24 protein-coding genes and 1 tRNA gene are annotated in these 24,632 nt (G+C 41.2%); 16 read left to right on the top strand and 9 right to left on the bottom strand.

What is annotated here, in order from left to right; genetic code table 11:
• Positions 1-123: 123 nt before the first annotated feature.
• Positions 124-543, top strand: a complete 420-nt coding sequence (locus ACP14Y_RS07605; RefSeq protein ID WP_424962358.1) for a nucleoside-diphosphate kinase — start codon at positions 124-126, stop codon at positions 541-543.
• Positions 544-596: 53 nt separating this feature from the next.
• Here ACP14Y_RS07605 and ACP14Y_RS07600 read toward each other — a convergent pair whose 3' ends face one another.
• Entirely contained in the window at positions 597-1,367 is a 771-nt protein-coding gene (locus ACP14Y_RS07600; protein WP_424962357.1) for a segregation and condensation protein A, read from the bottom strand.
• A gap of 148 nt (positions 1,368-1,515) precedes the next feature.
• On the opposite strand from ACP14Y_RS07600, the gene dxs reads away from it, so the two are divergent.
• From dxs to ACP14Y_RS07585, 3 genes are all read left to right on the top strand, one after another.
• Positions 1,516-3,432, top strand: a complete 1,917-nt coding sequence (dxs, locus tag ACP14Y_RS07595; RefSeq protein ID WP_424962356.1) for a 1-deoxy-D-xylulose-5-phosphate synthase — start codon at positions 1,516-1,518, stop codon at positions 3,430-3,432.
• A 66-nt stretch (positions 3,433-3,498) separates the two neighbouring features.
• Complete coding sequence (locus ACP14Y_RS07590) at positions 3,499-4,980, top strand: transglycosylase SLT domain-containing protein (RefSeq protein WP_424962355.1); 1,482 nt, start codon at positions 3,499-3,501, stop codon at positions 4,978-4,980.
• A gap of 90 nt (positions 4,981-5,070) precedes the next feature.
• Positions 5,071-5,517: a hypothetical protein gene (locus ACP14Y_RS07585; RefSeq protein ID WP_424962354.1), complete on the top strand. Its 447-nt coding sequence runs from the start codon at positions 5,071-5,073 to the stop codon at positions 5,515-5,517.
• On the opposite strand, the gene ACP14Y_RS07580 is transcribed toward ACP14Y_RS07585, so the two are convergent.
• Genes ACP14Y_RS07580 through ACP14Y_RS07570 form a run of 3 tightly spaced genes read right to left on the bottom strand, consistent with a single transcriptional unit; the run spans position 5,492 to position 8,609 of the window.
• Positions 5,492-6,823: an FAD-dependent oxidoreductase gene (locus ACP14Y_RS07580; protein WP_424962353.1), complete on the bottom strand. Its 1,332-nt coding sequence runs from the start codon at positions 6,821-6,823 to the stop codon at positions 5,492-5,494. The genes ACP14Y_RS07585 and ACP14Y_RS07580 overlap by 26 nt on opposite strands.
• Entirely contained in the window at positions 6,795-8,069 is a 1,275-nt protein-coding gene (gene kynU / locus ACP14Y_RS07575; RefSeq protein WP_424962352.1) for a kynureninase, read from the bottom strand. Before kynU ends, ACP14Y_RS07580 begins: the two co-directional genes overlap by 29 nt.
• Positions 8,070-8,078: 9 nt before the next feature.
• Positions 8,079-8,609 (bottom strand): 3-hydroxyanthranilate 3,4-dioxygenase, encoded by a 531-nt coding sequence (locus tag ACP14Y_RS07570; RefSeq protein WP_424962351.1) that lies wholly within the window; start codon positions 8,607-8,609, stop codon positions 8,079-8,081.
• Between the two features lie 41 nt (positions 8,610-8,650).
• Between ACP14Y_RS07570 and ACP14Y_RS07565 the strand changes: the two genes are divergently transcribed.
• Together ACP14Y_RS07565 and ACP14Y_RS07560 are read left to right on the top strand one after the other, a co-directional pair.
• A complete protein-coding gene (locus tag ACP14Y_RS07565) occupies positions 8,651-9,427 on the top strand; it encodes an SDR family oxidoreductase (protein ID WP_424962350.1) in 777 nt (258 codons plus the stop codon).
• Positions 9,428-9,429: 2 nt separating this feature from the next.
• Positions 9,430-10,857, top strand: a complete 1,428-nt coding sequence (locus tag ACP14Y_RS07560; protein ID WP_424962349.1) for an aldehyde dehydrogenase — start codon at positions 9,430-9,432, stop codon at positions 10,855-10,857.
• A gap of 60 nt (positions 10,858-10,917) precedes the next feature.
• On the opposite strand, the gene ACP14Y_RS07555 is transcribed toward ACP14Y_RS07560, so the two are convergent.
• Complete coding sequence (locus tag ACP14Y_RS07555) at positions 10,918-11,652, bottom strand: hypothetical protein (protein WP_349563922.1); 735 nt, start codon at positions 11,650-11,652, stop codon at positions 10,918-10,920.
• A 214-nt stretch (positions 11,653-11,866) separates the two neighbouring features.
• Between ACP14Y_RS07555 and ACP14Y_RS07550 the strand changes: the two genes are divergently transcribed.
• Positions 11,867-13,135, top strand: a complete 1,269-nt coding sequence (locus ACP14Y_RS07550) for a dipeptidase (RefSeq protein WP_424962348.1) — start codon at positions 11,867-11,869, stop codon at positions 13,133-13,135.
• A 6-nt stretch (positions 13,136-13,141) separates the two neighbouring features.
• Here the strand turns inward: ACP14Y_RS07550 and ACP14Y_RS07545 are convergent, their stop codons facing one another.
• Positions 13,142-13,759 carry a carboxypeptidase-like regulatory domain-containing protein gene (locus tag ACP14Y_RS07545; RefSeq protein WP_424962347.1) on the bottom strand — a complete coding sequence of 206 codons (618 nt, stop codon included), beginning with the start codon at positions 13,757-13,759 and terminating at the stop codon, positions 13,142-13,144.
• Between the two features lie 70 nt (positions 13,760-13,829).
• On the opposite strand from ACP14Y_RS07545, the gene ACP14Y_RS07540 reads away from it, so the two are divergent.
• The 6 genes from ACP14Y_RS07540 (at position 13,830) to ACP14Y_RS07515 (ending at position 19,428) form a co-directional block, all read left to right on the top strand.
• Positions 13,830-14,213, top strand: a complete 384-nt coding sequence (locus ACP14Y_RS07540) for a metalloregulator ArsR/SmtB family transcription factor (protein ID WP_349563916.1) — start codon at positions 13,830-13,832, stop codon at positions 14,211-14,213.
• Positions 14,210-14,896 (top strand): YjjG family noncanonical pyrimidine nucleotidase, encoded by a 687-nt coding sequence (locus ACP14Y_RS07535; RefSeq protein ID WP_424962346.1) that lies wholly within the window; start codon positions 14,210-14,212, stop codon positions 14,894-14,896. Before ACP14Y_RS07540 ends, ACP14Y_RS07535 begins: the two co-directional genes overlap by 4 nt.
• Before the next feature lie 84 nt (positions 14,897-14,980).
• A complete protein-coding gene (gene pruA / locus ACP14Y_RS07530; protein ID WP_424962345.1) occupies positions 14,981-16,606 on the top strand; it encodes an L-glutamate gamma-semialdehyde dehydrogenase in 1,626 nt (541 codons plus the stop codon).
• Complete coding sequence (locus tag ACP14Y_RS07525; RefSeq protein ID WP_424962344.1) at positions 16,606-17,022, top strand: VOC family protein; 417 nt, start codon at positions 16,606-16,608, stop codon at positions 17,020-17,022. Before pruA ends, ACP14Y_RS07525 begins: the two co-directional genes overlap by 1 nt.
• Positions 17,023-17,084: 62 nt before the next feature.
• The gene (locus ACP14Y_RS07520) at positions 17,085-17,873 is read left to right on the top strand and encodes a hypothetical protein (RefSeq protein ID WP_424962343.1); all 789 of its coding nucleotides are present in this window, start codon (positions 17,085-17,087) and stop codon (positions 17,871-17,873) included.
• A gap of 28 nt (positions 17,874-17,901) precedes the next feature.
• Entirely contained in the window at positions 17,902-19,428 is a 1,527-nt protein-coding gene (locus ACP14Y_RS07515) for a sensor histidine kinase (RefSeq protein ID WP_424962342.1), read from the top strand.
• Here the strand turns inward: ACP14Y_RS07515 and ACP14Y_RS07510 are convergent.
• Positions 19,425-19,826, bottom strand: a complete 402-nt coding sequence (locus tag ACP14Y_RS07510; RefSeq protein WP_424962341.1) for a response regulator — start codon at positions 19,824-19,826, stop codon at positions 19,425-19,427. The two genes, ACP14Y_RS07515 and ACP14Y_RS07510, sit on opposite strands and share 4 nt — an antisense overlap.
• A gap of 344 nt (positions 19,827-20,170) precedes the next feature.
• Positions 20,171-20,244 (bottom strand) — tRNA-Asn (locus tag ACP14Y_RS07505).
• A 241-nt stretch (positions 20,245-20,485) separates the two neighbouring features.
• Between ACP14Y_RS07505 and ACP14Y_RS07500 the strand changes: the two genes are divergently transcribed.
• The 3 genes from ACP14Y_RS07500 (at position 20,486) to ACP14Y_RS07490 (ending at position 23,740) form a co-directional block, all read left to right on the top strand.
• On the top strand, positions 20,486-20,914 hold the full coding sequence (locus tag ACP14Y_RS07500; protein WP_424962340.1) for an Hsp20/alpha crystallin family protein: 429 nt from the start codon (positions 20,486-20,488) through the stop codon (positions 20,912-20,914).
• 152 nt (positions 20,915-21,066) lie between these two features.
• Entirely contained in the window at positions 21,067-22,530 is a 1,464-nt protein-coding gene (locus tag ACP14Y_RS07495; RefSeq protein ID WP_424962339.1) for a Do family serine endopeptidase, read from the top strand.
• Between the two features lie 94 nt (positions 22,531-22,624).
• On the top strand, positions 22,625-23,740 hold the full coding sequence (locus ACP14Y_RS07490) for an NAD(P)/FAD-dependent oxidoreductase (RefSeq protein WP_424962338.1): 1,116 nt from the start codon (positions 22,625-22,627) through the stop codon (positions 23,738-23,740).
• Here ACP14Y_RS07490 and ACP14Y_RS07485 read toward each other — a convergent pair.
• Positions 23,733-24,593, bottom strand: coding sequence for a UbiA family prenyltransferase (locus ACP14Y_RS07485; RefSeq protein WP_424962337.1), 861 nt, complete (start codon positions 24,591-24,593; stop codon positions 23,733-23,735). The genes ACP14Y_RS07490 and ACP14Y_RS07485 overlap by 8 nt on opposite strands.
• Positions 24,594-24,632 lie beyond the last annotated feature (39 nt).

The raw sequence follows: 24,632 nt of genomic DNA, 5'->3' as shown, positions 1-24,632 counted from the left end.
CCGAATCGGGCAAAAGTGAACGGCAAAATTAGTAACATTTATAAAACCTGATAATGCTGAGTAAACTCTTTACGATTCCCTTATTTTTGCGGCGATTTCAAGAAGCGTAAACAAAAACGAATAATGGCAGGAAAAAAGACATTTACCATGATCAAGCCGGATGCTTATGCGGCCGGTAACTCAGGTGCAATCATTAAAATAATCGAAGAAGCAGGATTTCGAGTAGAGGCTGCTAAGTTGACAAAGCTTTCTGCAGAGCGTGCAGGTCAGTTCTATGAAGTGCATAAAGAACGACCTTTCTACAATGATCTGGTTGCATACATGTCGTCTGGACCGATCATCGCGATGGTATTGGAGAAGGAAAATGCTGTAGAAGACTTCAGAAAGTTGATTGGAGCAACAAACCCTGAAGAGGCAGCAGAAGGAACAATCAGAAAACTATTCGCTAAGTCTATCGAAGCAAATGCTATCCACGGATCAGATTCTGATGAAAATGCCGCGATTGAGGCTGGTTTCTTCTTCTCAGCAACAGAGAGGTTTTAAGTAATCAAAACGATTTGAAGCGTTTTGAAGCCTGTGAATGTTCGCAGGCTTTTTTATTTGGTCTCGGCTACTTTTGATTCATCTCTCCGTTCTATCCAAAAATTGTTGAAGCCTTCTCCGAGCGAAATCACTATTTGTTTTAGCTGTAAAAGTTCTAAAATGGATAAGAAATTAAAGATGACCAGGATTTTGTCTGGTTTTTCCTGGATCATATCAGCAAAAGAAAGCTTCTTCCCATAGACCAGACGTTCCATCAGCTTGGCCTTCTGTTTTTCTATTGTGTACGGATATTGCACTACCTGATGAACAGGTTTGTTTTGCTCAAATTCATATCGCTTCATCACTTTTTGAAAGACCTTCATCATCTTATATAGATCCAGATCCTGAAGCTCTGCCTCCACATTGATGGTTTCCGAAAGATGTCTGATTTCTTTTTTAAGGTTTCCTCTCCTTTCTCTGTCCAATCGATCGGCCTCCATTTTTGAAAGGGTGGAAACCACAGACTTATATTTTTTGTATTCCAGAAGGTGTTTTACCAACTCCTCTCTCGGATCAATTTCATTCCCCTCTTCATCCACTACAGGACGCGGGAGTAGCATTTTTGCTTTAATTCGCATCAATGTAGCTGCAACAAGAATGAATTCACTGGCTATTTCTACATTCATTTTTTCCAGATGTTCCAAATAATTCAAAAAATCATCTGTGATTTTGGAAATAGGAATATCATAGATATCCAGCTCATCCCTTTCAATGAAAAAAAGTAACAAATCGAAGGGACCTTCGAAAAGTGGAAGTTTTATTTCAAATTTTTGATCTGTAGTCACGAGTCAAAATTACCGACAATATGGAATTTTACTTCTATTAATTTACCTTTCAGTCTAATGCTTACTTTTGCAGACTGTCTTTTTTAAATAAGGCCGCCTTTCAAACAATCTCATAACAAAGAGCGTTTGGAAGAAATATTGATAGAACATGGAGATCAAACCCGGACCACTTTTAGCTAAAATTGAATCACCAGAGGATTTGAAAAAACTTGACGTGAGGCAACTCACGCAGGTGTGTCAGGAACTTCGTGATTTCATAATTGACAATGTATCTGTTTATGGAGGTCATTTCGGCGCAAGCCTTGGAGTAACCGAGCTCACGGTGGCTTTGCATTATGTTTTCAATACTCCAAAAGATCAGCTGGTTTGGGATGTAGGGCACCAGGCGTATGGACATAAAATCTTAACAGGCCGTAAAGAATCTTTCCATACCAATAGAAAATACAAAGGTATCTCCGGTTTCCCTAAAAGAAGTGAAAGTGAATACGACACTTTCGGGGTAGGGCACTCTTCCACTTCTATTTCTGCTGCTTTGGGAATGGCAGAAGCATCCAGATTGAAGGAGGAAAAAGACAAGCAGCACATTGCAGTGATCGGTGATGGAGCAATGACCGGAGGAATGGCGTTTGAAGCGATGAACCATGCAGGGGTAAGCAATTCTAATTTGTTGATTGTGCTCAATGACAATTGCATGTCCATTGACCCAAACGTGGGAGCATTAAAAGACTACCTCACAGATATCACCACAAGTCAGACCTATAATAAATTTCGCGATGAGGTTTGGAAACTACTAGGTAAAATCAGCAAGTTCGGTCCAAATGCACAGGAAATAGCAGCCAAAGTTGAAAGTTCAATGAAGAGCTTGTTGCTAAAACAGAGCAACCTTTTTGAGTCGTTGAATCTTAGGTATTTCGGTCCGATAGACGGGCATGATGTGAATCATTTGGTTGACGTGATGGAGGATCTGAAAAAGATTCCCGGGCCGAAAATTTTGCATTGCTTAACTGTAAAAGGAAAAGGCTATGAGCTGGCTGAGAAAGATCAGACTTTGTGGCATGCACCAGGCACCTTTGATAAGATCACTGGTGCTATCAATAAGAAAAAACACGACACCCCTCAGCCACCAAAATTTCAGGATGTATTCGGCCACACGTTAGAAGAACTGGCTGAAAAAAATGAAAAAATTGTAGGAATCACACCTGCCATGCCATCTGGTTCTTCCATGAAAATAATGATGGAAGCCTTTCCGGATCGATCTTATGATGTAGGAATTGCAGAGCAGCATGCTGTTACTTTCTCTGCTGGATTGGCAACCCAGGGTATGGTTCCTTTTTGCAATATCTACAGCACATTCATGCAGCGTGCTTACGATCAGGTCATTCATGATGTATGCATTCAAAATCTACCTGTTATTTTCTGTATGGATAGAGCAGGTGTAGCAGGAGCCGACGGACCTACCCATCATGGAGCTTATGATATTGCGTACATGAGATGCATTCCGAATATGGTGGTTTCAGCACCAATGAATGAATCAGAGCTAAGAAATTTGATGTTTACTGCCAGTGAACACAACGGTCCATTTTCTATTCGATATCCAAGAGGTGCGGGAGTGATGCCGGAATGGAGAACCCAACTTGAAAAGGTTGAAATTGGAAAGGGTAGAAGATTGGTTGAGGGGGAGGATTTAGCAATACTTTCAATCGGCCAGGTTGGAAACTATGCATTAGATGCGGCAGAACAGCTAAGAAAAGAAGGGATGAATCCTTCCGTTTATGACATGCGATTCGTCAAGCCACTAGACGAAGAAATGCTTCATGAAATATTCAAAACTCACAATTATATCATTACGGTAGAAGACGGCTGCTTAATGGGAGGTTTTGGATCAGCAGTATTGGAGTTTGCAGCAGATAATGATTACAATGCTTCCGTTAAAAGACTGGGGATCCCTGATCGAATAATTGAACACGGTGATCAGCCACAACTACACCGTGAGTGTGAGTACGATGCAGAGGCGATTAAGAAAACAGCTTTTCAATTTGTCGCGAATAAGGAGTCGGTAGTCTAAACTAAAACAGACCCTTTTTCTGTTAGCTATCTAATTACAGATATTTTGCGTATTTTAAGAAATGATATGAGTTTTCATTTCAAGACCGCCGTACTGACTTTCGCCGCTATTTTGTCTGTTGCTTCATGCAAGCAGTCAACTTCCAGTCAGGCTAATAATGATTATCCTGAACGGGAGGAATTCATTGTGGATTTGGATTTACCAAAGATCAAGGAGCGAGGATACATAACCGCGATCATGGACAATAGCTCCACAGGCTTGTTTGTCTACAAGGGTAAAACGATGGGCTATGAGTATGAATTGCTAAAGTTATTTTGTGAGGAGCAAGGGCTGCAACTACGAATTAATATCACCCAGAATATTGGTGAGGGGTTTAATAAGTTGAACACTGGAGAAGGAGACATCCTTGCTTATAATCTCACAGTAACAAAAGAACGGAAGAAACGCATTGCATTCACACATTATCACAATCTTCAAAGGCAAGTTTTAATTCAGCGGAAGCCGAATAACTGGCGTCAGATGAAGCTTCATGAAATAGAAAAAGAGCTCATAAGAAATCCTGTGGACCTGATTGGTAAAGAGGTTGTAGTCCGGCCACATTCATCATATTATGATCGTATGGTAAACCTCTCAGAAGAAATAGGAGGAGATATTTTAATCGTACCAGGAGATACAAATGCGGAGACCGAACAGCTGATTAAGCAAGTGGCCGAAGGAAAAATCGATTATACAGTGGCAGAGGAAGATATTGCGTTGGTAAATTCCACTTATTATCCCAATCTGGACATCAAAACACCAGTGAGTTTTTCCACGCAGATAGCCTGGGGAGTCCGTAAAAATGCAGATCAGTTATTAGGTGCTTTGAACGACTGGATTTTGAGAATGCGGAAGACCACTGATTATTATGTGATTTATGATAAATACTTCAGAAGCTCAAAATCTGCTTTGAGACGATCCAGGAGTAAATATTCGTCAATTAATGACGAAGGAGCTATTTCTCCGTATGATAGTTTAATTCAGAATGCTTCTGCAGAATTGGGCTGGGACTGGTTGCTGCTGGCCGCTCAGGTGTTTAGAGAATCTAGATTTGATCAAAATGCAGAGTCTTGGGCTGGAGCAGTTGGCTTAATGCAGGTAATGCCTCGTACAGGACGGGAATATGATGTGACTGATCTCCATGATCCGGAGCAAAATATTTACGCAGGCATGAAACACCTACAGTGGCTTCAGCGACAATGGGAAAGAAAAATTGAAGACGACAATGAACGACTTAAATTTGTACTTGCCTCTTATAACGTTGGCCTTGGACACCTGCAAGACGCTGTGCGACTAACGGAAAAGTATGGAGGAAATACTCAAAGCTGGCAAGATGTGAGTCAATTTCTTTTGAAAAAATCCAGATCGAAATATTTCAACGATCCAGTGGTAGAATTTGGTTACTGTCGCGGGTCAGAGCCGGTGGAATATGTTGATCGAATTCTGGACATCTATCAGAATTATAAAGAAATCTTGCAGCAAGAAAGCCAGCTTCAGGCGATTGCACAGTAACTGATAGCCGTCATCTGAAAAAATGATTTTATACTTTACTGCGTATCTGTTGAAACAAGCTATCTTTAGGACGTAATAACTCACCCCGTCATGAAAAATCAGCACGAGACATTACTTGAGGAATATCATAAAGTAAGGAAGTCCGAGCTCAGTATTGATCAGTTCACCTACATTTTGAAAATTTATCCATCGCTGCTCGTATGTATGAGTGATGGAAAATTAGACAAGGAAGAATGGGATGGTGTCTTGAACATCTCTAAAGGCCTGGCGCTCCTCTACCTGGACCAGATGCCGAACACAAATGCTGAAAAAGTTGAAAGCCTCTTTAGAACCGAGTTTCGATACTTGCTGGAGAATATCGATAAGTGGGAAAAGAAATTTCTTAATACGCTAAAGAGCTATTTAGAAGAGCATCCAGACGAACGTGAGTTTGTCTATGAAGCAATGTATTTATTTGCGAATGCGGCAGATGGTATTTCTGCGGATGAACAGCGCACGATCGATTCGTTAACTAGTCGTCTTTCTTTAGAGTATTAAAGCGGCCAATTACTTCACTGAAGTCGATTTCCTTTTTCTGTTTCAGAAATTCATCCATGACCTTTTTTTGGATCTTGCCTAATCTCAATGCTTCGGAATATGCCATATCAGAGAATGTCACCATACTATAAAGAGGAACCCATTCTTTTGGGTGTTGCTCCTGAATCTGTGCTTCAAGTTTTTTTCTTCTCAAAAAATCAGGGTCACCTACATGATCACGCATTTCAATGAAATTATGAAGAGCAAGCTCTGAGATGGCATCCGCATCTTTCTTTCTGGTAGAGCTATACTCAGGCAAAATCTCATCCCACAGCCAGTTTTTTTCTTCCGCTAATTCTACAAAAAGCCGTACATCTTCAAAACCGGAATTCATCCCCTGACCATAGAAGGGAACAATAGCATGGGCAGCATCACCCAACAAAATCGTGTGGTTTTTATGCCAGGGCTCACATTTCGTAGTAACCAAAGAGGAGGTTGGGTTGGTGAAGAATTGGTCAGCCAAGTCGGGGATTAAATCCCTTGCATCCTTGAAATATTTGTCAAAGAAGGCATTGACTTCACTTTTGGTATTTAACTCGGCGAATGATGGACTCCCATCAAAAGGGAAAAAGAGGGTACATGTAAACGTCTTGTCATTGTTAGGGAGTGCGATCAGCATGAAGTTGCCCCTAGGCCAGATGTGCAAGTAGTTGGGCTCCATCAAAAACTTATCATCCTTTGGCTCGATGCATAGCTCTTTATATCCGTGCTCAATGTAATGTTGAGAAAAATTAAACCGATCTGTAAATTGTAATTTTTGACGTATAGCAGAAAAAGCTCCATCTGTTCCAACAATCAAATCAGACTGGACAGTAGTACCATTCTGAAATTGCATTGTAGTGTTTTCAAAATCTACATCGGTGCATTTGTGATCAAAATGAACCTCCACCCCTGCCTTTTCTGCATTTTCGATCAATAGCTCATTTAATTGAGCTCTGGAAACGGAATTAATAAATTGCCCTTCTTTTCCATAAGGCTGAAAAGTGAGTTCTCCTGTTTCATCGTGCATCATTCGTCCCTTCATTGGGATCAGGTACGGCTCGATGGTGTCATAAACGCCAGCCATTTTTAATGGCAGAATCCCCCTGCGGCTTAAGGCAAGGTTGATTGATCGACCTTCAGCTACCTCTGATTTTCGAGGATCTTTTCGCTTTTCAAACACCTGAACATTAAACCCTTTTTGCTTTAGGATTACTGCTAGTAGTGAACCTACCAGCCCGGCCCCAACAATGCTGATTTTATCCTTCATTGGAAATAGCTTCTTCAAGAATTTTAACAAAGTTCACTGCATCAGTGAAAGAATTGTAGAGTGGCACGGGAGCCACTCGAATGACATTAGGCTCTCGCCAGTCGAGAATCACACCTCGTTCAATCAGATAGTTAAACACACTTTTCCCGTGATATGTTAGATATATTGAAAGTTGCGCTCCACGTTCTTCATGACTTGAAGGAGTAAGAATCGTTACTTGATCTTTTAACACTTCAGAATTTATTATCAATTCCTCCATAAAGTCAGTTAATCTTAGACTTTTAGCTCTCAGGTTTTCAATGCCTGCCTCTTCGAATACCGAAAGGGACGCAAGATGTGATGCATGAGATAGAATATTCACATTACTCAACTGCCATCCATCAACTGTAGGAATTGGATTGATTTGATTTGCCATTTTAAAACGTGCTTCTGCATCATGTCCCCACCAACCGGATAGTCGTGGCATTTCTTTTTTTCTACCATGCTTTTCATGAACAAACAAACCACCTACTCCCCCCGGTCCTGAGTTCAGATATTTGTAAGTACACCACACCGCAAAGTCCACATCATCACCGTGAAGCCTTAGAGGAACGTTACCCACTGCATGGGCAAGATCAAAGCCTGCAAAAGCACCTGCTTTGTGCGCAGCGGCTGTGATTCGCTTGATATCAAAAAATTGACCGGTATAGTATTGGATGCCGGGAAACATGACCAACGCCAACTCATCACCTATTTCCTCAATGGTTTCTGTGATCGTTTCTGTGCTTAAATAATCGGATCCATCTGCGGTCTCAAGCTCTATCAGATTTTCCTCAGGGTCATAGCCACTTACTTTAATCCGAGAATGAACAGCATAAAAATCGGAAGGGAATGCTCCTTTTTCAATCAATATTTTTGATCGTTTTCCATTCGGCTGGTAAAAGGAAGCAAGCGCAAGGTGGAGATTTGTTGTTAGGTTATTCATGGCCACTACCTCGTGCTCATGGCCACCTACAATTTTTGAGAGGTATGGTTTAGCATTTTGATGATAGCTCACCCATGGTTTATTTCCGGTAAAATGCCCTTCTACACCCCATTTCTGCCACTTTTGAAGCTCTTCATTTACAAACGCTGATGTTCTTTTTGGCTGCAGACCCAACGAATTTCCGCACAGATAGGTGCAGTCTTTTCCATCTTTTTGTGGAAAATGAAATTCAGATCGAAATTTAGCTAGCTGATCCTCCTCGTCGAGTTGCCTTGCTTGTTGTAATGCTTCTTCCTTCAAAATGCCTGTTTAGTCAGTAAATCGTGGATCCGTTTCCATAATTGTGCCGCAATTATCGCAAGTTCTCAACTCTTCAGAATTGAAAAACTCCCTAAATCTTGGAAGAAAGTCTTTCTCAATGTTGGTAAGGGGGAAATAGGTCTCATGAAGCTTGTTGTTGCAGTTATCACAAAACCAGAGCAGACCATCCTGATGGGTTGGTTCCCTTTTACGCTCGATGACAAGCCCAACTGTATTCGCTGGCCTTGCTGGTGAATGGGGAATCTTCGCAGGGTGTAAATACATTTCGCCCTCCTTAATTGGAATTTTAACCGCCTTTCCATCTTCCTGAATGGAAACTTCAATATCACCTTCTAGTTGATAGAACAGCTCTTCGGTTTCGTTGTAGTGATAATCTTTACGTGCGTTTGGTCCACCTACGATCATTACAATATAGTCTCCTGCATCGGCATAGAGGTTTTTATTTCCTACCGGGGGCTTTAACAGGTCTCGGTTATCTTCTATCCATTTTTGAAGGTTAAAGGGTCTTTTTATCGCCATGTCAGAGATGTTTATTTTTGAAGAAAAGTTAGAAAAAATTTATGGATTTAGACCTGAAAGGAAGAAGAGCTTTGGTTTGTGGTAGCTCCCAGGGAATGGGACTGGCAATAGCGAAGGAACTGAGTGAGATGGGAGCAAACGTAACACTGTTCGCTCGAAATGAGAATTCTCTTAAGAATGCATTGAATCAGCTCGCACCTGGAGACCATGATTACCTGGTTGCTGATTTTGACGATCTGGAAGCGGTTAAAAATGCGATAGATGTGGGATTGGCAAAATCCCCTTATCATATCCTAATCAATAATTCAGGCGGTCCTGCACCGGGACCATTGGCAGATGCCAGCCTTTCTGACTTTGATATTGCAATGAGCAGACATCTACATGTGAGTCACATCTTAGTTCAAAAGCTGCTGGAAGGCATGAAAGAGGTAGGATACGGGCGAATTGTCAATATTATCTCAACCTCGGTGAAAGTGCCTATTGCAGGTCTGGGTGTCAGCAATACCGTTAGGGGTGCCATGGCATCCTGGGCGAAAACGTTGGCTAATGAGTTAGGAGGGTATGGAATCACTGTGAATAATATTTTACCCGGGTTTATCAACACGGCTCGTATTGAAAGTCTGGTAGCTGGGAAGTCCAAAAAGCTTGGTAAATCAGAACAGGAAGTAGAGGAGGACATGAAAACGACGATTCCTGCAGGTCGTTTTGGAGAGCCAGAAGAAATTGCAGCTTATGCAGGACTCCTATGTAGTAACAGCGGAGCTTATATCAATGGAACTAGTTTACGAATAGATGGTGGCCGAACAGGCTCAATTTGATTATGCAAAAAATTCAAAATTTCATCAATGGTGAATATGTAGAACCAGCCAATGGTAAATACATAGACAATATTGAGCCAGGCACAGGAAAGGTATTTGCCCAAATTCCAAACTCAACTCAGGAAGATTTAGATAAGGCTGTGGTAGCTGCGAAAGATGCTTTTCCTGTTTGGAGCACCATGTCAGTAGATAGGCGCAGTAAGATAATGCATAAGCTGGCTGATCTTATAGAGAAGAACTTAGATGATTATGCGCTCATGGAAAGTAGGGACAATGGAAAGCCGTTGTGGCTTGCCAAAGCGGTGGACATTCCTCGCGCCAGCACCAACTTTCGTTTTTATGCTTCCGCAATAGTCAATTTTTCATCAGAGGCTCAGGTCTCAGAGGGATTTATGGTAAACTATACTCGAAGAGCGCCAATAGGCATTGTGGGATGTATTTCCCCATGGAATCTACCTCTTTACCTCTTTTCATGGAAAATAGCTCCAGCTCTTGCAATGGGCAACTGTGTAATAGCTAAGCCATCAGAGCTCACCCCGATGACGGCCTTTTTGCTTGGGAAGCTTGCAAATGAAGCCGGAATGCCACCGGGCGTTCTGAATATCCTGCATGGTGAAGGCAGAGGAATAGGACAGGCGATTGTTGAGCATGAAGCAACAAAAGCCATTTCTTTTACCGGAGGAACAACCACAGGTAAGATTGTGGGTGCTACCGCGGCTCAGCAGTTCAAGAAAGTTTCGCTGGAGCTGGGAGGAAAAAATCCGAATATCATTTTCGCAGATTGTGATTTAGATGAGGCTGTCAAAACCAGTGTAAAAAGCTCATTCACTAATCAGGGTGAAATCTGTCTTTGCGGATCCCGGATTTTGATCGAAGAGTCTATTTATGATGAATTCAAAGAACGATTCTTAAAGGAATGTAAAAAGCTCATTGTAGGAGACCCAATGAATGCTAAATCCACAATGGGAGCCCTAGTATCGTCTGATCATCTTGACAAAGTTGACTCTTACGTCAAGCTTGCTCAGGAAGAGGGGGGAACCATCTTGCATGGAGGTAAGCGAATTGAAAAAGAAGGTTTTTATTATGAACCGACGGTCATTGAAGGCCTGGGTGAAAATTGTCGAACAAACCAGGAAGAAATTTTTGGTCCGGTTGTAACACTCAATCCGTTTAAGTCCGAAGAGGATGCGATAGCCATTGCTAATTCTACCCGATACGGACTATCATGCACCATCTGGACTTCTGACTTGAAGCGAGCCCACCGTGTTTCACATGCCGTTCAGTCAGGAATTATTTGGGTCAATTGCTGGTTGGTTCGGGATCTTCGAACTCCATTTGGGGGCATGAAAGATTCCGGCATTGGGAGAGAAGGAGGTAATGAAGCCCTTCGATTTTTCTCAGAACCTCAGAATATTTGCATTAAACTCTAAGCAATAAAAAACCCCTGGTTTAACACCAGGGGCATATTTTCTATTCGGTTGTTGAATACCTTATGCAGTCTCGCCAGCTTTGAGCTTAGCGATTTTGAAAGATTTTCTCTCCTTGTGTCCACAGTATCCACAAGCATAATATTTCATTAGCTCGCCTTCTTCAGTTTCAGAAGCAGTTTGGATTACTTCTTCTCTTTCCACTTTCAATGTCTGGTAGTTACAGTTGTTGCATTGCAGCGCATGTAGTCTACCGTTGTATTTTTCGATTTTTGTAAACCCGGACTCTTCGTCAATCCAAACATCATAATCAACAGAGAATGCATCTTCCTCTGCTTGCATACCCTCATCCAGATACACATCTTCCTCTTCCTCACTTAAAAGTTTCATTTTCCTTCCGTCAGGAGAAGTTCTCGGTGTATATCTCAGTTTCTTCAGACGCTTCTCAATGAAAAACGGATAATAGAACTTCAATACATTTTGAATAATCACTCCTAGGATTACAGCAAACATTGAACTCATGAAGAGTCTTACAAAGAACCACAACCAGGTAGACTCTGTGAACATCGTGTTGAAATAAAGTGTGCCACCGATGATAATCAGCAATGCTCCATTCCACAGCATGTTTATCTCATGCATGTTTATGTAGTCGTACCTTGTTTTGTAATCGCCTGTTGCCAGAAGCTTAAGGTAGTGTCCTAGCAAAATCAACACTCCAACTCCAGCCACAGCCATGGCCAGATATCCTCCGTAAGTGTTCCAATTAGTCAGTAGTTCAGGTGAAATAGGGTCAGTCATAGCGTCTGTTTATTAAATAGGAAAATCCTTCCTATACAAAAATGTTACATTTTTTTAAAAACCAACGAATCAAATTAAAATAAGAAGTACTTAATTCCGTCAAATTTTCCTGTAAAATATCAAAAAAATGTAATACCGACAATCATATTTTGTCCAAGGATTGTTGTTAAAGCATTTGGTATTTTTGTCGAAATCAAAAAATCTGAGATATAATATGAGTTTTTCACTTAAAAAATTATTTTCATTACTTCTATTATCTGCCCTGATATTTAGCTGTACAGCTCCTCAAGAGGAGAAAATCGATTACACAACCATGTCTGATGCAGAGCTGGATGAGGTGGCCGATTCCCTGGCGCATGCCTACATCATTGTGGATGGCCATGTGGACCTGCCGTATAGGATGAATGTTAAAGGGTTCATGATCACAAAAACAGTTGAAGATGTTTCTGTTGAAACAACTGGTAACTTTGATTTCCCAAAAGCAAAAAGAGGTGGACTTGATGCACCGTTTATGTCAATTTACGTTCCTTCCAGGTATCAGGAAACCGGAGGAGCGAAAGCTTTTGCGGATTCGTTGATAGATATGGTGTCCAGACTTCCGGAGACTTTTCCTTCAAAATTTGCTATGGCTAACGCACCTTCAGATATTCAGGTGGCTTTTGAGCAAGGGCTGATTGCGCTACCTATGGGAATGGAAAATGGAGCGCCAATCGAAGATGACATTAATAATGTCAAGTATTTCTACGATAGAGGAATTCGATACATTACGCTGACTCACTCAAAGGACAATCAAATTTGTGATTCATCTTACGACACGACATATACATGGAATGGGGTGAGTCCATTTGGTGAGGAGGTTATCTCTGAAATGAATAAATGGGGCATCATGGTGGACATTTCACATGTGACCGACAGTGCTGCATTCGATGCGCTTCGTCTGACCAAAGCACCTGTAATTGCTTCTCATTCTTCATGTAGAAAATTTACACCGGGATGGGAAAGAAACATGCCTGATACATTAATCAAAGCAATGGCTGAAAATGGAGGAGTAATCCACATAAATTTTGGATCCAGCTTTCTTTCACAGGAATCTCAGGACAAATTCGAAAAAATGCGAGAGGATTTGACAAACTATAGAGCAGAAAACAACTTATCACCGGAAGACTCAGTCTATCAAGCATACGCCAAGCAGTATGCGCTGGATAATGATGTTTATGAAGATGTTCAGAAAGTAGCAGATCATATCGACCATGTAGTGAGCCTGGTGGGTGTAGAATATGTTGGTTTAGGGTCTGATTATGATGGAGTGGGCGATAGCCTACCGAAAGGACTTAAAGATGTTTCTACCTATCCAAATCTGATCAAAGAATTGCTGAAGAGAGGATATTCTCCTGAGGATATTGAGAAGATTTGCTACAAAAACACATTCCGTGTTTGGGAAAACGTACAGGAAGTTGCCCAGAATTTACAGTCAAATAGCTAAGCAAGACTAATTCTTTCGCTTGAGTGAATTGATGAAATTCGCCCAGGCGAAAGGATTTAACAATTGATTTTGCGGCGGAGAATAGCGATTGATATAGGCTTGGCGCTGCATTTGCATATAATATTGGTGATTGGCATTTGGTGAGGCTGGGATGTCCAAATATGCATCCGACATATATTGCGCATTCAGCCACTGATAAATATTTGCGTATTCTTTTTGGTCCGGGAGTTCCATTGTAATCAGAGCCTCCTTAAACATGCTCTCTGTTGGATATGGTCGAATTTCCACTTCCTCCAAAAATTTGATGTCATCCTGTAACGCAATAATTACACGCAGGCTGGACTCCTTGTCGTGTTTTGGGATTATGAAATAAGCTCTCTTAAATCCAACAGCACTGAAAATCACGCTATCACCTTCCAGCACAGGCAAGGAAAAAAACCCATAAGGATTTGTTGTCGTTCCCCTTCCTGATTTTGGAATATACACATGTGTGCCGGGCACCACTGAGGTGCTATCCGCTCCGAAAACCACACCGGTAAATTGAATCACTTTTTTATTTTGATCCTGTGCACCTGCCTCAGAAAGTGTGAAAACAAAAAATATTAATATCAGTATATATCTCAAATCAAGTTCCTTTGTCTAATAAAAGAGTTTTAGCCAATAAAAGTTTAACTTCGGTAAAAGTAGTGAAAAAATGAGGCTCAAGAATTTCAATTTGACTTTTGGCACCCAGATTTTCAAGTCGTTTTCCGATGAGTCTCGTACGCGCATCCTTCACCTACTATATCGTCAGGAAGAGCTCTGCATCTCAGACCTGGAAGCTATTTTAGATTTTACACAAACCAAAACCTCCCGTCATATAACGTACTTAAAAAATGCTGGTTTGGTCACATTCAGAAAATATGATCAATGGGTCTTTTATAGTATAAAAGAGGAGGGTTATGATATGGTTAGTCAGATCTTTGAGTTTCTCAGCAAAGACCCCATCTTGCGGAAGGATTTGGAGGTTTACAAAACGATGAATGCAAATCTGGCTTTGGCCAAAAACAAGATAGAGGCGAAAAAATACAATCGGTGAAGGGAATTAGGCACATTTTCTTCGATTTGGATCACACGTTATGGGATTATGATCGAAGTGCTCAGGAAACATTATTAGAAATTTTTGTGAATCTGGAATTAGCTAAATCCGGGATCACGGAAAAGAAATTCGTCAACAACTTCTATGAAGTCAATGACAAACTCTGGATGAAGTACAATGATGGCCTTATAGATCGTGATTACATAAAAAATGAACGATTTAATGAAGTATTCCTTACCTCAGGTATTGATGCAGACAAATCCAAGATGGCGTCTACATATTTCTTAAGCAATTGTTCAATGAAGCCTTATTTGATGGATGATGCGATCACTGCCCTCAATTATCTGGATAAAAGGTACGAGCTTCACATTATCACAAATGGGTTTTTGGATGCTCAAAATCGAAAACTGAATAGTTCCGGTATCGCCAAATACTTCAAGGTAATGGTAACTTCAGAGTGCGCAAATTCACGTAAACCCAGCCCGGAGATTTTTGAATATTCCCTTAGCGAAGCTGGGGCAAGTAAGTCTGATAGCATTATGATTGGGGATAATCCGAGGACAGACATCCATGGCGCAAAAACGTTTGGAATGAAGACTATTTTTTACAACCCTTCAGGCCGGAAACAATCGCTGGCAGATTTCACCATCCAATCGCATATGGAGCTACTAAAACTGTTGTGACATACAGAATCAGCGGATGCATTTCGCTATCACTTTTGAACTATTCGCTTTACTTTTGCGCTCCATTCATAAACAACAACAGAGATGCCAAAAGGAAATTTTTTCGTACCAGACCCAATCAATGAACCTGTATTGAGCTATGCACCTGGCACAGCCGAGAGAGAAGAGCTGCTAGCAAAGTACAAAGAGATGTACAATCAGAAGATTGATGCGCCAATGTTTATTGGTGACAAAGAGGTTCATACTGATACTAAAATTCCTATGACTTGTCCGCATGATCATCAGCATGTGCTGGGGCATTTTTCTGAGGGCGGTTCAACGCATGTTACTGAGGCGATTAATGCGGCTCTTGGGGCAAAGGAGCAATGGGAGAACATGACATGGGAAAATAGAGCAAGCATCTTCTTAAAAGCTGCAGATCTCTTGGCAGGCCCATACAGATCCAAGATCAACGCAGCAACCATGTTGGGTCAGGGAAAAAATGTTCATCAGGCAGAAATCGATGCAGCATGTGAACTTATTGACTTTTTGCGATTCAATGTCTCCTTCATGCAGGAGCTATACATGGAGCAGCCTATATCATCTGAGGGTGTTTGGAATAAATTGGAGTACCGCCCACTGGAAGGATTCATTTTTGCTATTACTCCTTTCAACTTTACCGCTATCTCTGGCAACTTGCCTGCCGCACCGGCTATGTTAGGCAACACTGTAGTATGGAAGCCTAGCTATACTCAGGTGTATTCTGCACAGGTTATCATGGAGGTATTCAAAAAAGCCGGATTGCCTGATGGTGTAATTAATTTGATTTATGTGGATGGTCCTGTTGCTGGCGATGTGGTCTTCAATCATGCTGATTTCGCAGGACTTCACTTCACCGGAAGTACGGGTGTTTTCAAAACACTTTGGAAAACAATTGGTGCAAACCTGGATACCTACAAAACGTACCCTCGAATCGTGGGAGAGACCGGAGGAAAAGATTTTGTTGTGGCTCACAAATCAGCAGATGCTAAAGAAGTGGCGACCGGACTGGTTAGAGGAGCATTCGAATTCCAGGGCCAGAAATGCAGCGCGGCATCTCGTGCTTATATCCCATCAAACCTCTGGGATGAGGTCAAAAAATATATGCTTGAAGACCTTAAATCAATTAAGATGGGGTCACCGGAAGATCCATCCAATTTTGTGAATGCGGTGATTGATGAACGAGCATTTAATAAAATCACTGGATACATAGATCAGGCTAAATCTGATAAAGATGTGGAACTAGTCGCAGGAGGCAATTATGACGGGTCAAAAGGCTGGTTTATAGAGCCGACAGTTTTTGAAGCAAAAGACCCAAAATATAAAACCATGTGTGAGGAGATTTTTGGCCCGGTGCTTACCATACATGTGTATGACGAGAACAAGTTCGAAGAAATTCTTGGTATAGTTGATGGCACTTCACCATATGCGTTAACAGGTGCTATCTTCAGTAAAGACCGATATGCAGTCGATTTGGCTACTTACAAACTAAGAAATGCCGCTGGAAACTTCTACATTAACGATAAGCCAACCGGTGCTGTAGTAGGTCAGCAGCCATTTGGTGGAGCCAGAGGTTCTGGAACTAACGATAAGGCCGGTGCAATGATGAACCTAATGAGATGGGTAAGTGCGCGGACCATTAAGGAAACATTCGTATCCCCAACGGACTACAGATATCCATTCCTGGGCTAATGGGATTACGACCTTTTCATCTCGCTGTTCCTGTGAAAGACCTGGGCGAAACCCGGTCATTTTACCGTGATATAATGGGCTTTGAGGAAGGCAGATCATCTGATCGCTGGGTTGATTTTAATTTCTTTGGCCACCAGTTTGTCATTCATATGGTGGATAAGAAAGAAAACCTTGAAGTCAACCCAGTGGATGGTCATGCGGTACCAGTCCCTCATTTCGGAGTGGTGCTGGACTGGAGCGATTGGGAGTCACTCTCCACACGTTTAAAGAATGCTAATATCAAGTTTATTATTGAGCCTTATATCCGGTTCCAGGGAGAGGTTGGTGAGCAGGCCACCATGTTTTTTATGGATCCATCTGGCAATGCACTGGAGTTTAAGGCTTTTAAAAACGATTCAGAAATTTTCGCTAAATAAAGAATTTAAATTCTCTTTTTAGCGAATTCTTCCCTACATTCAAGGCCTGTTTCTTCCATAAAATGGGCATCTCTAAAGAGCATAGTTTGGAGTCGATTATGCGACTATCCAAGTCAGAATTATTGCAAGGCGGCAAGTTCAAGGACTTTCTCAATGAGCTTGTACCGATTGTTTGTAGTTCCCTCAGTGCGTATAAGACATCTTTTTGGCTTTATAGACCTGAAAAAGATGAATTTGAATGTATTCAAAGCTTTGACAGGGAGACGAATAATTCATCGACCGATAAAGCACCAGATTCCATAGCATTTCCAGCTTTCTACAAAAAACTGAAAGAAGAATTATTTATTTACGTGGACAGCAGTGATGATTCTAAGGATATAGAGGAATTTGTTGTTGATCACGTGTTAAAAAACAGGCTGAGATCGTGGGCAGGGATTCAGGTTTGGAATGACAGTAGGCTTTTTGGAGTTTTAGCAGTAGAGTGGAAAGCCAACAAGGACTTTGTGAGCCAGGATCAATTGGTTATGGTCACAGCTGCATCGATGATCAGCCAGTGTTATGATGCTTTAATTCGGTTAAAAGAGGACTTTCTTCATCGAAACGAAGTAAATACCCTCAAAGTGGAAGAAAAGGAAAAGGAAAAACTTGCCAAGAAACTTTCTGATCATGCCTTTTATACATCACATAGCATTCGCCACCCTTTATCAACCATCCTTGCGCTGATCGATTTGATTAAACTCAACTGGGAAAGCAGAGAAACCTATGAGGAGCTTTTACAGCAACTAAAAATAGAGACCATGAATTTGGATGATGCAATTCGTGTGATGACCGCAAAAATTGAATTAGATTAGTTGCTTTATCTGCGCCAAGTGTATTTAAATGACCAAAAGATCTAACCGAGTAAAAGAAGTAATACTCCGACGAAGCTCCTTTATCATTTTCTTGATTTTGATATTAGGAGCCTTTGGTTTGTTGCGAATTGTGACCACACACAAAGACATAGATGATGTGGCCAATATCGACCTTCCTATTATTGAGTTGCTCACCGAAATCGAAACCCATCAACTGGAACAGGCTATCAACTTTGAACGTGCTCTTCGCTATGCAGAAGAAATTGAAAAAGGAAGTGATGCTGCATTGCAGGGATTTGCGATTGCGGATAGCACGTTTAGATACCTTGCTGAACTGGTAGATATATTATTATTGGATGCAGAGCATGAAGTTTCTGAAGCACTTAAGAGAACCAATCAAGAAGCCCAGCGAATTAAGCTGAAAGGGCTTCTGCTGTCTATAAAAAAGCTAGAGAGCGATCATACAAGCTATGAGAACCACGCGCTTGAAGTAATGGATCTTCTGGAAGTAGGCAGGCTGGAAGAGGCGATTTTTGCATCGGAGCGGGTAGAAGGTGAAGAAGATCAATTTAATAAGCAAGTTGAAGGGGTGTTGATGAGGCATGAGATGTTCACTGAGGCGCTGGTTAAGATAGTGGAGCAGGAGGAGGTGCTATCAATGAAGTGGATTGTAACCCTTACACTGCTATTTATTATCCTTTCTTTGCTTGCTGTATATACATTTAGCTATAAAATCTGGAGACCACTGGAAGATATTAGAACAGGAGCAGAGCGGATAGGAGGAGGTAATCTAGATGCACGGATCAAGCTGAGTTCAAATAGCATCACCAGTGATATTGTGGATTCATTCAATGAGATGGCAGATAAGCTGCAGTATTCTCAAAAAGAAATCGACCGATTTGTTCATTTTTCATATAGCACTGCTGACGATCTGAAAGCACCCATTACCAATCTTGGATCCCTCTTGGATATGCTTGGAAAGGACAATATGAACGCCTCAAATTTTAAGGCGATTTTGAACAATGCACGCAAAACGAATCGCCAACTTGAAAAAACAGTAGATGCACTTGTGGAGGTGAATATGGTGCGCGAGGAATTAAGCTCAGAGCCAGAAGAATTGGATATAGATGAGGTACTCAAAGATGTAGTGTCCAGCTCAGTTGCAAAAATCAAAAACGCCAACGCTACCATCAAGAAGGATTTTTCAGAGTGTCCTATGATGAGTTATCCAAAGTCCCAGTTAAAGGTCATTTTCAAGCACCTATTATTGAATGCTCTTTCGTACAGGGATCCAGAGAAGCCACTGCAAATCAGGATCAAATCAAAAAAAGTGAATGGGCATACTACCATCATTTTTAAAGACAATGGACTTGGGTTCGATTCAATTAAATTCAAAGAGGAGATATTCAGGCCTTACATTCGATTACACTCTCATGTTGATGGCGCTGGATTGGGGCTTTACATTGTTAAAATGATCATCGACTACCATAGAGGAGGTATCAGGGTGGAAAGTGAACCAAGAAAGGGAGCAACCTTTGCCTTTAGGCTGGACTAGTTGTTTTGCAGATAACTCTCGTAAATATTCTCGAGCAGTTCCGGTGAAAGTGGCTTAGAAATGAATGCGGCAATTTGCTTGGATGATGAGGCTCTTTCTTCATCCTTGGCCGAAATCGAGGAGGTTAGCATGATCACTTTGGTAGAGCCATTCATTCCAAGTTTTTCGTATTCTTCCATGAAATCCCACCCATCTTTTTCGGGCATGTTTAGGTCAAGGAAGATTACCTCAGGCCGGTCGACGGTATCTTTTGTTTTGCTTAAAAACTCAATCGCATTGGTTACATTATTGATGGATTCGACCTCATCAGCAAACTTTGCGTGCTTGATAATTACTGAATTGATGGAGTTGACGATATCGTCATCATCCACGAGTAAGACCTTTCTGAATTTTTCCAAGGTTAGCGATGGTTTGCATTAAAATTAAAAAAGCCGGAAAGAAATGTAACGGTGAGTCTCACTTTTTTGATAAATATTCGACTGAATCGCAAAAGGATCAAACCAAATCAAATAATGGTTCGATCGTGGATTGTAATCTAGATCCAGCCCTTCGTCCGTGTTGAATTGGGTACCCGCAAACAACAAAGAACTGGCGATTTACCAGGCGTTTGCTCTCCTTCTTGTGCTCGATCGCTGCTGCGGACCGGCGGAGTGGCGTTCCATCCAAGGACCCGTCCTTGATGAGATGTTTTTAAGATTCAAAGCCAGCAAATGAAAAAAGCCTGGCGATTTGCCAGGCTTTGCTCTCCCTCTTGGGCTCGAACCAAGGACCCTCTGATTAACAGTCAGATGCTCTAACCAGCTGAGCTAAGGGAGAAGATTTCCTAAAAAGGAGTGCAAATGTAAGCATCCATTAAACAATTCTCAATGGCACCCATCAAAAAAATTTTTATTACCGAATTTTTAATTAAAACAGACATAATGACATGATAATCTAGCGATAGATCACATAAACAGACATAATGTCATTTAAATAAGCATTTTTTGGTGTTGGTATAGATTTCGATCAAGTGATTATCGAAAATATTAGAATTTGATAAACTTAAAAACTTAAGAAAATGGGACTTATAAAGTACAACACGAACGATTACAGACCGACAAGCTTTAGAAGCTTCGTAGACAGGTTTTTTAATGATGAATTTGTTGGTGGATCAATGCCAACATTTTCCCCGAAAGTGGACATTGCTGAAACAGACAAAGAATATGAAATTCAGCTCCATGTTCCAGGCATGAAAAAAAGTGATTTCAACATCGACCTAAACGACGATCAAATCACTATAAGCGGGGAGCGAAAGTTTGAGAATGAGAAGAAGGAGAAAAACTTCCATAGTGTTGAGAGCTATTATGGAACATTCAGCAGGACTTTCTATCTGCCAGATGTGGTAAACAGAGAGAAGGTCGATGCTTCTTATCAGGATGGGATCTTAATGATCACCCTTCCGAAGGATGAGAAGAAGGTAACTAAAAAACAAATAGCAGTTAAGTAAGTGTTTTGAGTAGGTGATTGGGGTGTTCCGTGAAGGCGGGATGCCCTTTTTTATTTGTTAAGAATGGTTAAGGCTGGTAGTATTCACCAGCTAAAACAAAACCAATTGGTCACTTTTGCGGTATAAGAGTTATCATAAAAAGGATTAACGATATGAGTAAGAGAAGTTTAATATTAGCGATGGTTTTCTCTTCGCTATTTGGTGGGATTGTTGCTGTCGTTGGGTTTTCTTATCTGAACCCTAAAGAGCAGATCATGCAGCAAACATCTGCTGCGAATCCAGTTAGTCTAACCAACTATGTGTTTGACTCTGCTGATTTTGTGGTGCCCGAAGGACTGAATTTTGTCTTCGCTGCGAAAAACGCCACTCCGTCAGTTGTGCATATTAGAACTTCCTATCGTGACGGAATGCGAGCAAACAGCCCATTCAATGAATTTTTTAAAGACTATTTTGGCGAACGATACGAAAGACGTGGAGGCCCGGCCAGAGGAGCAGGTTCCGGCGTGGTGATCTCATCAGATGGATTTATTGTGACCAATAATCATGTCATTGAAAATGCCGATGAAATTGAGGTGGTGCTCAATGATAACAGAAGCTATCAGGCCAGGGTAGTTGGGGTGGACGAAAATACAGACCTGGCTGTATTAAGCATTGATGAAGAAAACCTGGTGGCGATCAATTACGGAGATTCTGAGAAAATAAATATTGGCGAGTGGGTACTGGCCATTGGAAATCCCTACGAATTTAGATCCACCGTTACGGCTGGTATTGTAAGTGCCAAAGGAAGAAATATTAATATCCTAAATGGTAGCTATAGGATTGAATCATTCATCCAAACAGATGCGGCAGTGAACCCAGGGAATAGCGGAGGCGCACTGGTAAATCTAAATGGTGAGCTGGTAGGAATTAATACCGCCATCGCTTCTCCGTCAGGAGCATTTGCAGGATATTCGTTTGCGGTACCTGTTTCATTGGTGAAAAAGGTGACGAGTGACTTAATAGAATACGGTACCGTTCAGCGTGCGCTTCTAGGAATCCAAATAGGAAATGTTGATGCGCAATTAGCCGAGGAGTATGATCTGGATGTGCTACGGGGTGTATATGTGAGTGGAGTTGTGAACGGGGGTGCTGCTGATAAAGCAGGAATTGAAGACGGTGATGTGATCATCGCCCTGGATGAAAAGCCTGTTAACAATGTAGCGCAGTTGCAGGAGCGAGTGGCCATCAAACGGCCAGGTGATGAGGTGAATGTTACCTTTATGCGGGATGGTAAGAAGCGAATGGTAAAAGCAAAACTTCGCAACGAAGAAGGCACAATGGAGGTAGTAGAGTTGGCTTCAGATTTTAGAATCGAAGGAGCGACATTTGTTGATGTTTCGGATGAATTGCAAGATCGGTTAGATATTGATGGGGGTGTGCAGATAAAAGAGCTGGGAGAAGGAAAATGGCGAGATGTCAGGATGAAAGAAGGCTTCATCATCACGGGAATTGACAGTGAAGAAATCCGCAACATCAGAGATTTGGAAAATTACTTTAAGCGTCCAAGGAGGGATGGCATCCTGATAGAGGGGGTTTATCCGGATGGTAGCAAAGCTCATTATGGCTTAGGACTTTAAATAGCTAAATTTTCATATTTTTCAGGCTCGCCTCACAGCGAGCCTTTTTTAAAGCCTACATTAGAATGAAGGCTTTATTTCATATTTTCGATAAGTGAAAGATGTAATCATCATTGGAGGAGGATTGGCGGGCCTTACAAATGCTATTTTGCTAAATCGAGCAGGTTTGTCCGTGCAATTATTTGAAGAGAAAAAATATCCGTTCCATCGTGTATGCGGTGAATACATCTCCAATGAAGTAATTCCTTTTCTTAAACAACACGACTTATTTCCAGAGGAATTGGAACCCTCCACTATATCTCAATTTCATTTGACGTCTGTCTCAGGGAAAAGCCTGAAAATGCCACTTGACCTGGGAGGGTTTGGGGTAAGCCGATATGCTTTTGATCAATGGCTACTAAAGAAAGCTACTTCAGAAGGAGTTCTGTTTGTAAATGAGCGAATCACGAACGTGAAGTTCAATCACGATGGTTTTAAACTAATAGATAAAAACGAAAACCATTATGAATCAAAAGTTGTGATTGGCGCTTTTGGAAAAAGAAGCCTGATAGATAAAGGACTGCAACGAGATTTCTTGAAACGTCGCTCCCCATATATTGGTGTGAAGTATCATGTGAGAACCGATGAAGTCAGCAAATACGCTATAGAGCTCCATAATTTTAAAAATGGGTATTGTGGTATCAGTAGAATAGAAAATGAAGTTTTCAATATGTGCTACCTCTCACACAGATCCAATCTCAAAGAATCGGGATCAGTGCAGAAAATGGAAGAGCAAATGCTCATGAAAAACCCACATTTAAAACGCATCATTTCCAATAGTGAAGTTCTTTTTGAACGGCCTGAGGTGATCAACGAAATTACGTTTGAGAAGAAAGAACCCGTTCATAATCATGTGCTGATGTCTGGAGATTCAGCTGGGATGATCACACCTCTATGTGGCAATGGTATGGCCATGGCCATTCATTCGGCCAAAATTCTAAGCGAGATTCTTGTGGAAAGTTTCAATAGTGGGTTTGATCGTATGAAAATTGAAAAAGCTTATATCAATGAGTGGAATGGAATTTTTGCCAGGCGATTGTGGACTGGAAGAAAAATTCAAAAACTATTTGGCTCTCCCACTATTTCGGAAGTGGCTGTTTCCTTAGGGAAATGGATGCCTCCCTTTTCATCCTATCTCATGAAACAAACACATGGAGCGCCCTTTAGCTAATGGCCAGATAGATGAAAAAGCCATTGAGCATGAGTGAAGAGATAAAGTTGAGCCGCATAGTCGATTCAAAATTAGCTGCATTTCTATCTTTCCTAACCCGCAAATACCAAAGGGAAAAATAAAGCAAAACCGGTCCCATCGCTGTTAAGAAGATGAGTCCATCATTTATGGAAAACACTTCGCTGAAAAAATAAAAAAAGCCGCCACTCGAAATCAGAAAAGAAATGGATGTAAAGTGAAAAGTACCCAAAATACCCAGCTTTTGGCTAATTGTAATATCTCCCCGTTTGGCATCTTCCTCATGTTGATAAATCTGAGTCATGGGGTATGAACCCAGAAGCAAAAGGGTGCTGAGCGCACCAGGAAATTGAATTTGCCATTTTAGTGAGTCCATTATCGAAAGGTCATTGATAGCAATGTAACTCAATAAGAAGGTAAAATACCCCTGAAAAATCCCAGCAGCCAACCAGCCTGTGATTGGCAACTTCTTTAATCGAATGAATGGATGACTATAGGCCTTTGAAATCAAACCATAGACTAGAATCATCACAAAAAATTCCAGCGAGATGAACCAACCAATGATCAATCCAACAGTATCCAGGATGAGCGAAACAAAATAAAGCTCTTTGCTCACGGAAGGAGGGTTTTTCAATCCACCAATACTCTTTTCATCTTTATCAAAGTATGAGTTATACCCATTGCTGGCAGGGTAAATCAAAAAATGCAGCACAAAAAATGATAGAATAGCTTGTTGAGTATCGATGCTTTCAGAAACTGCCATTGCCAGCAAATAGACCGGTAATAGGAAGAATGAGAAAGGGATACGTAAGTGAAGTAGTGTAGATTTTTTCAAGTGGAATTAATCTTCTCGACCAAAGTTTGGTTAATATTA

Source organism: Ekhidna sp., from assembly GCF_965247405.1.
In the GTDB taxonomy this organism is placed as follows: Bacteria; Bacteroidota; Bacteroidia; order Cytophagales; family Cyclobacteriaceae; genus Ekhidna.
Note: the sequence above shows the minus strand (reverse complement) of the source record. Positions and strands in the feature narration are given on the sequence as shown.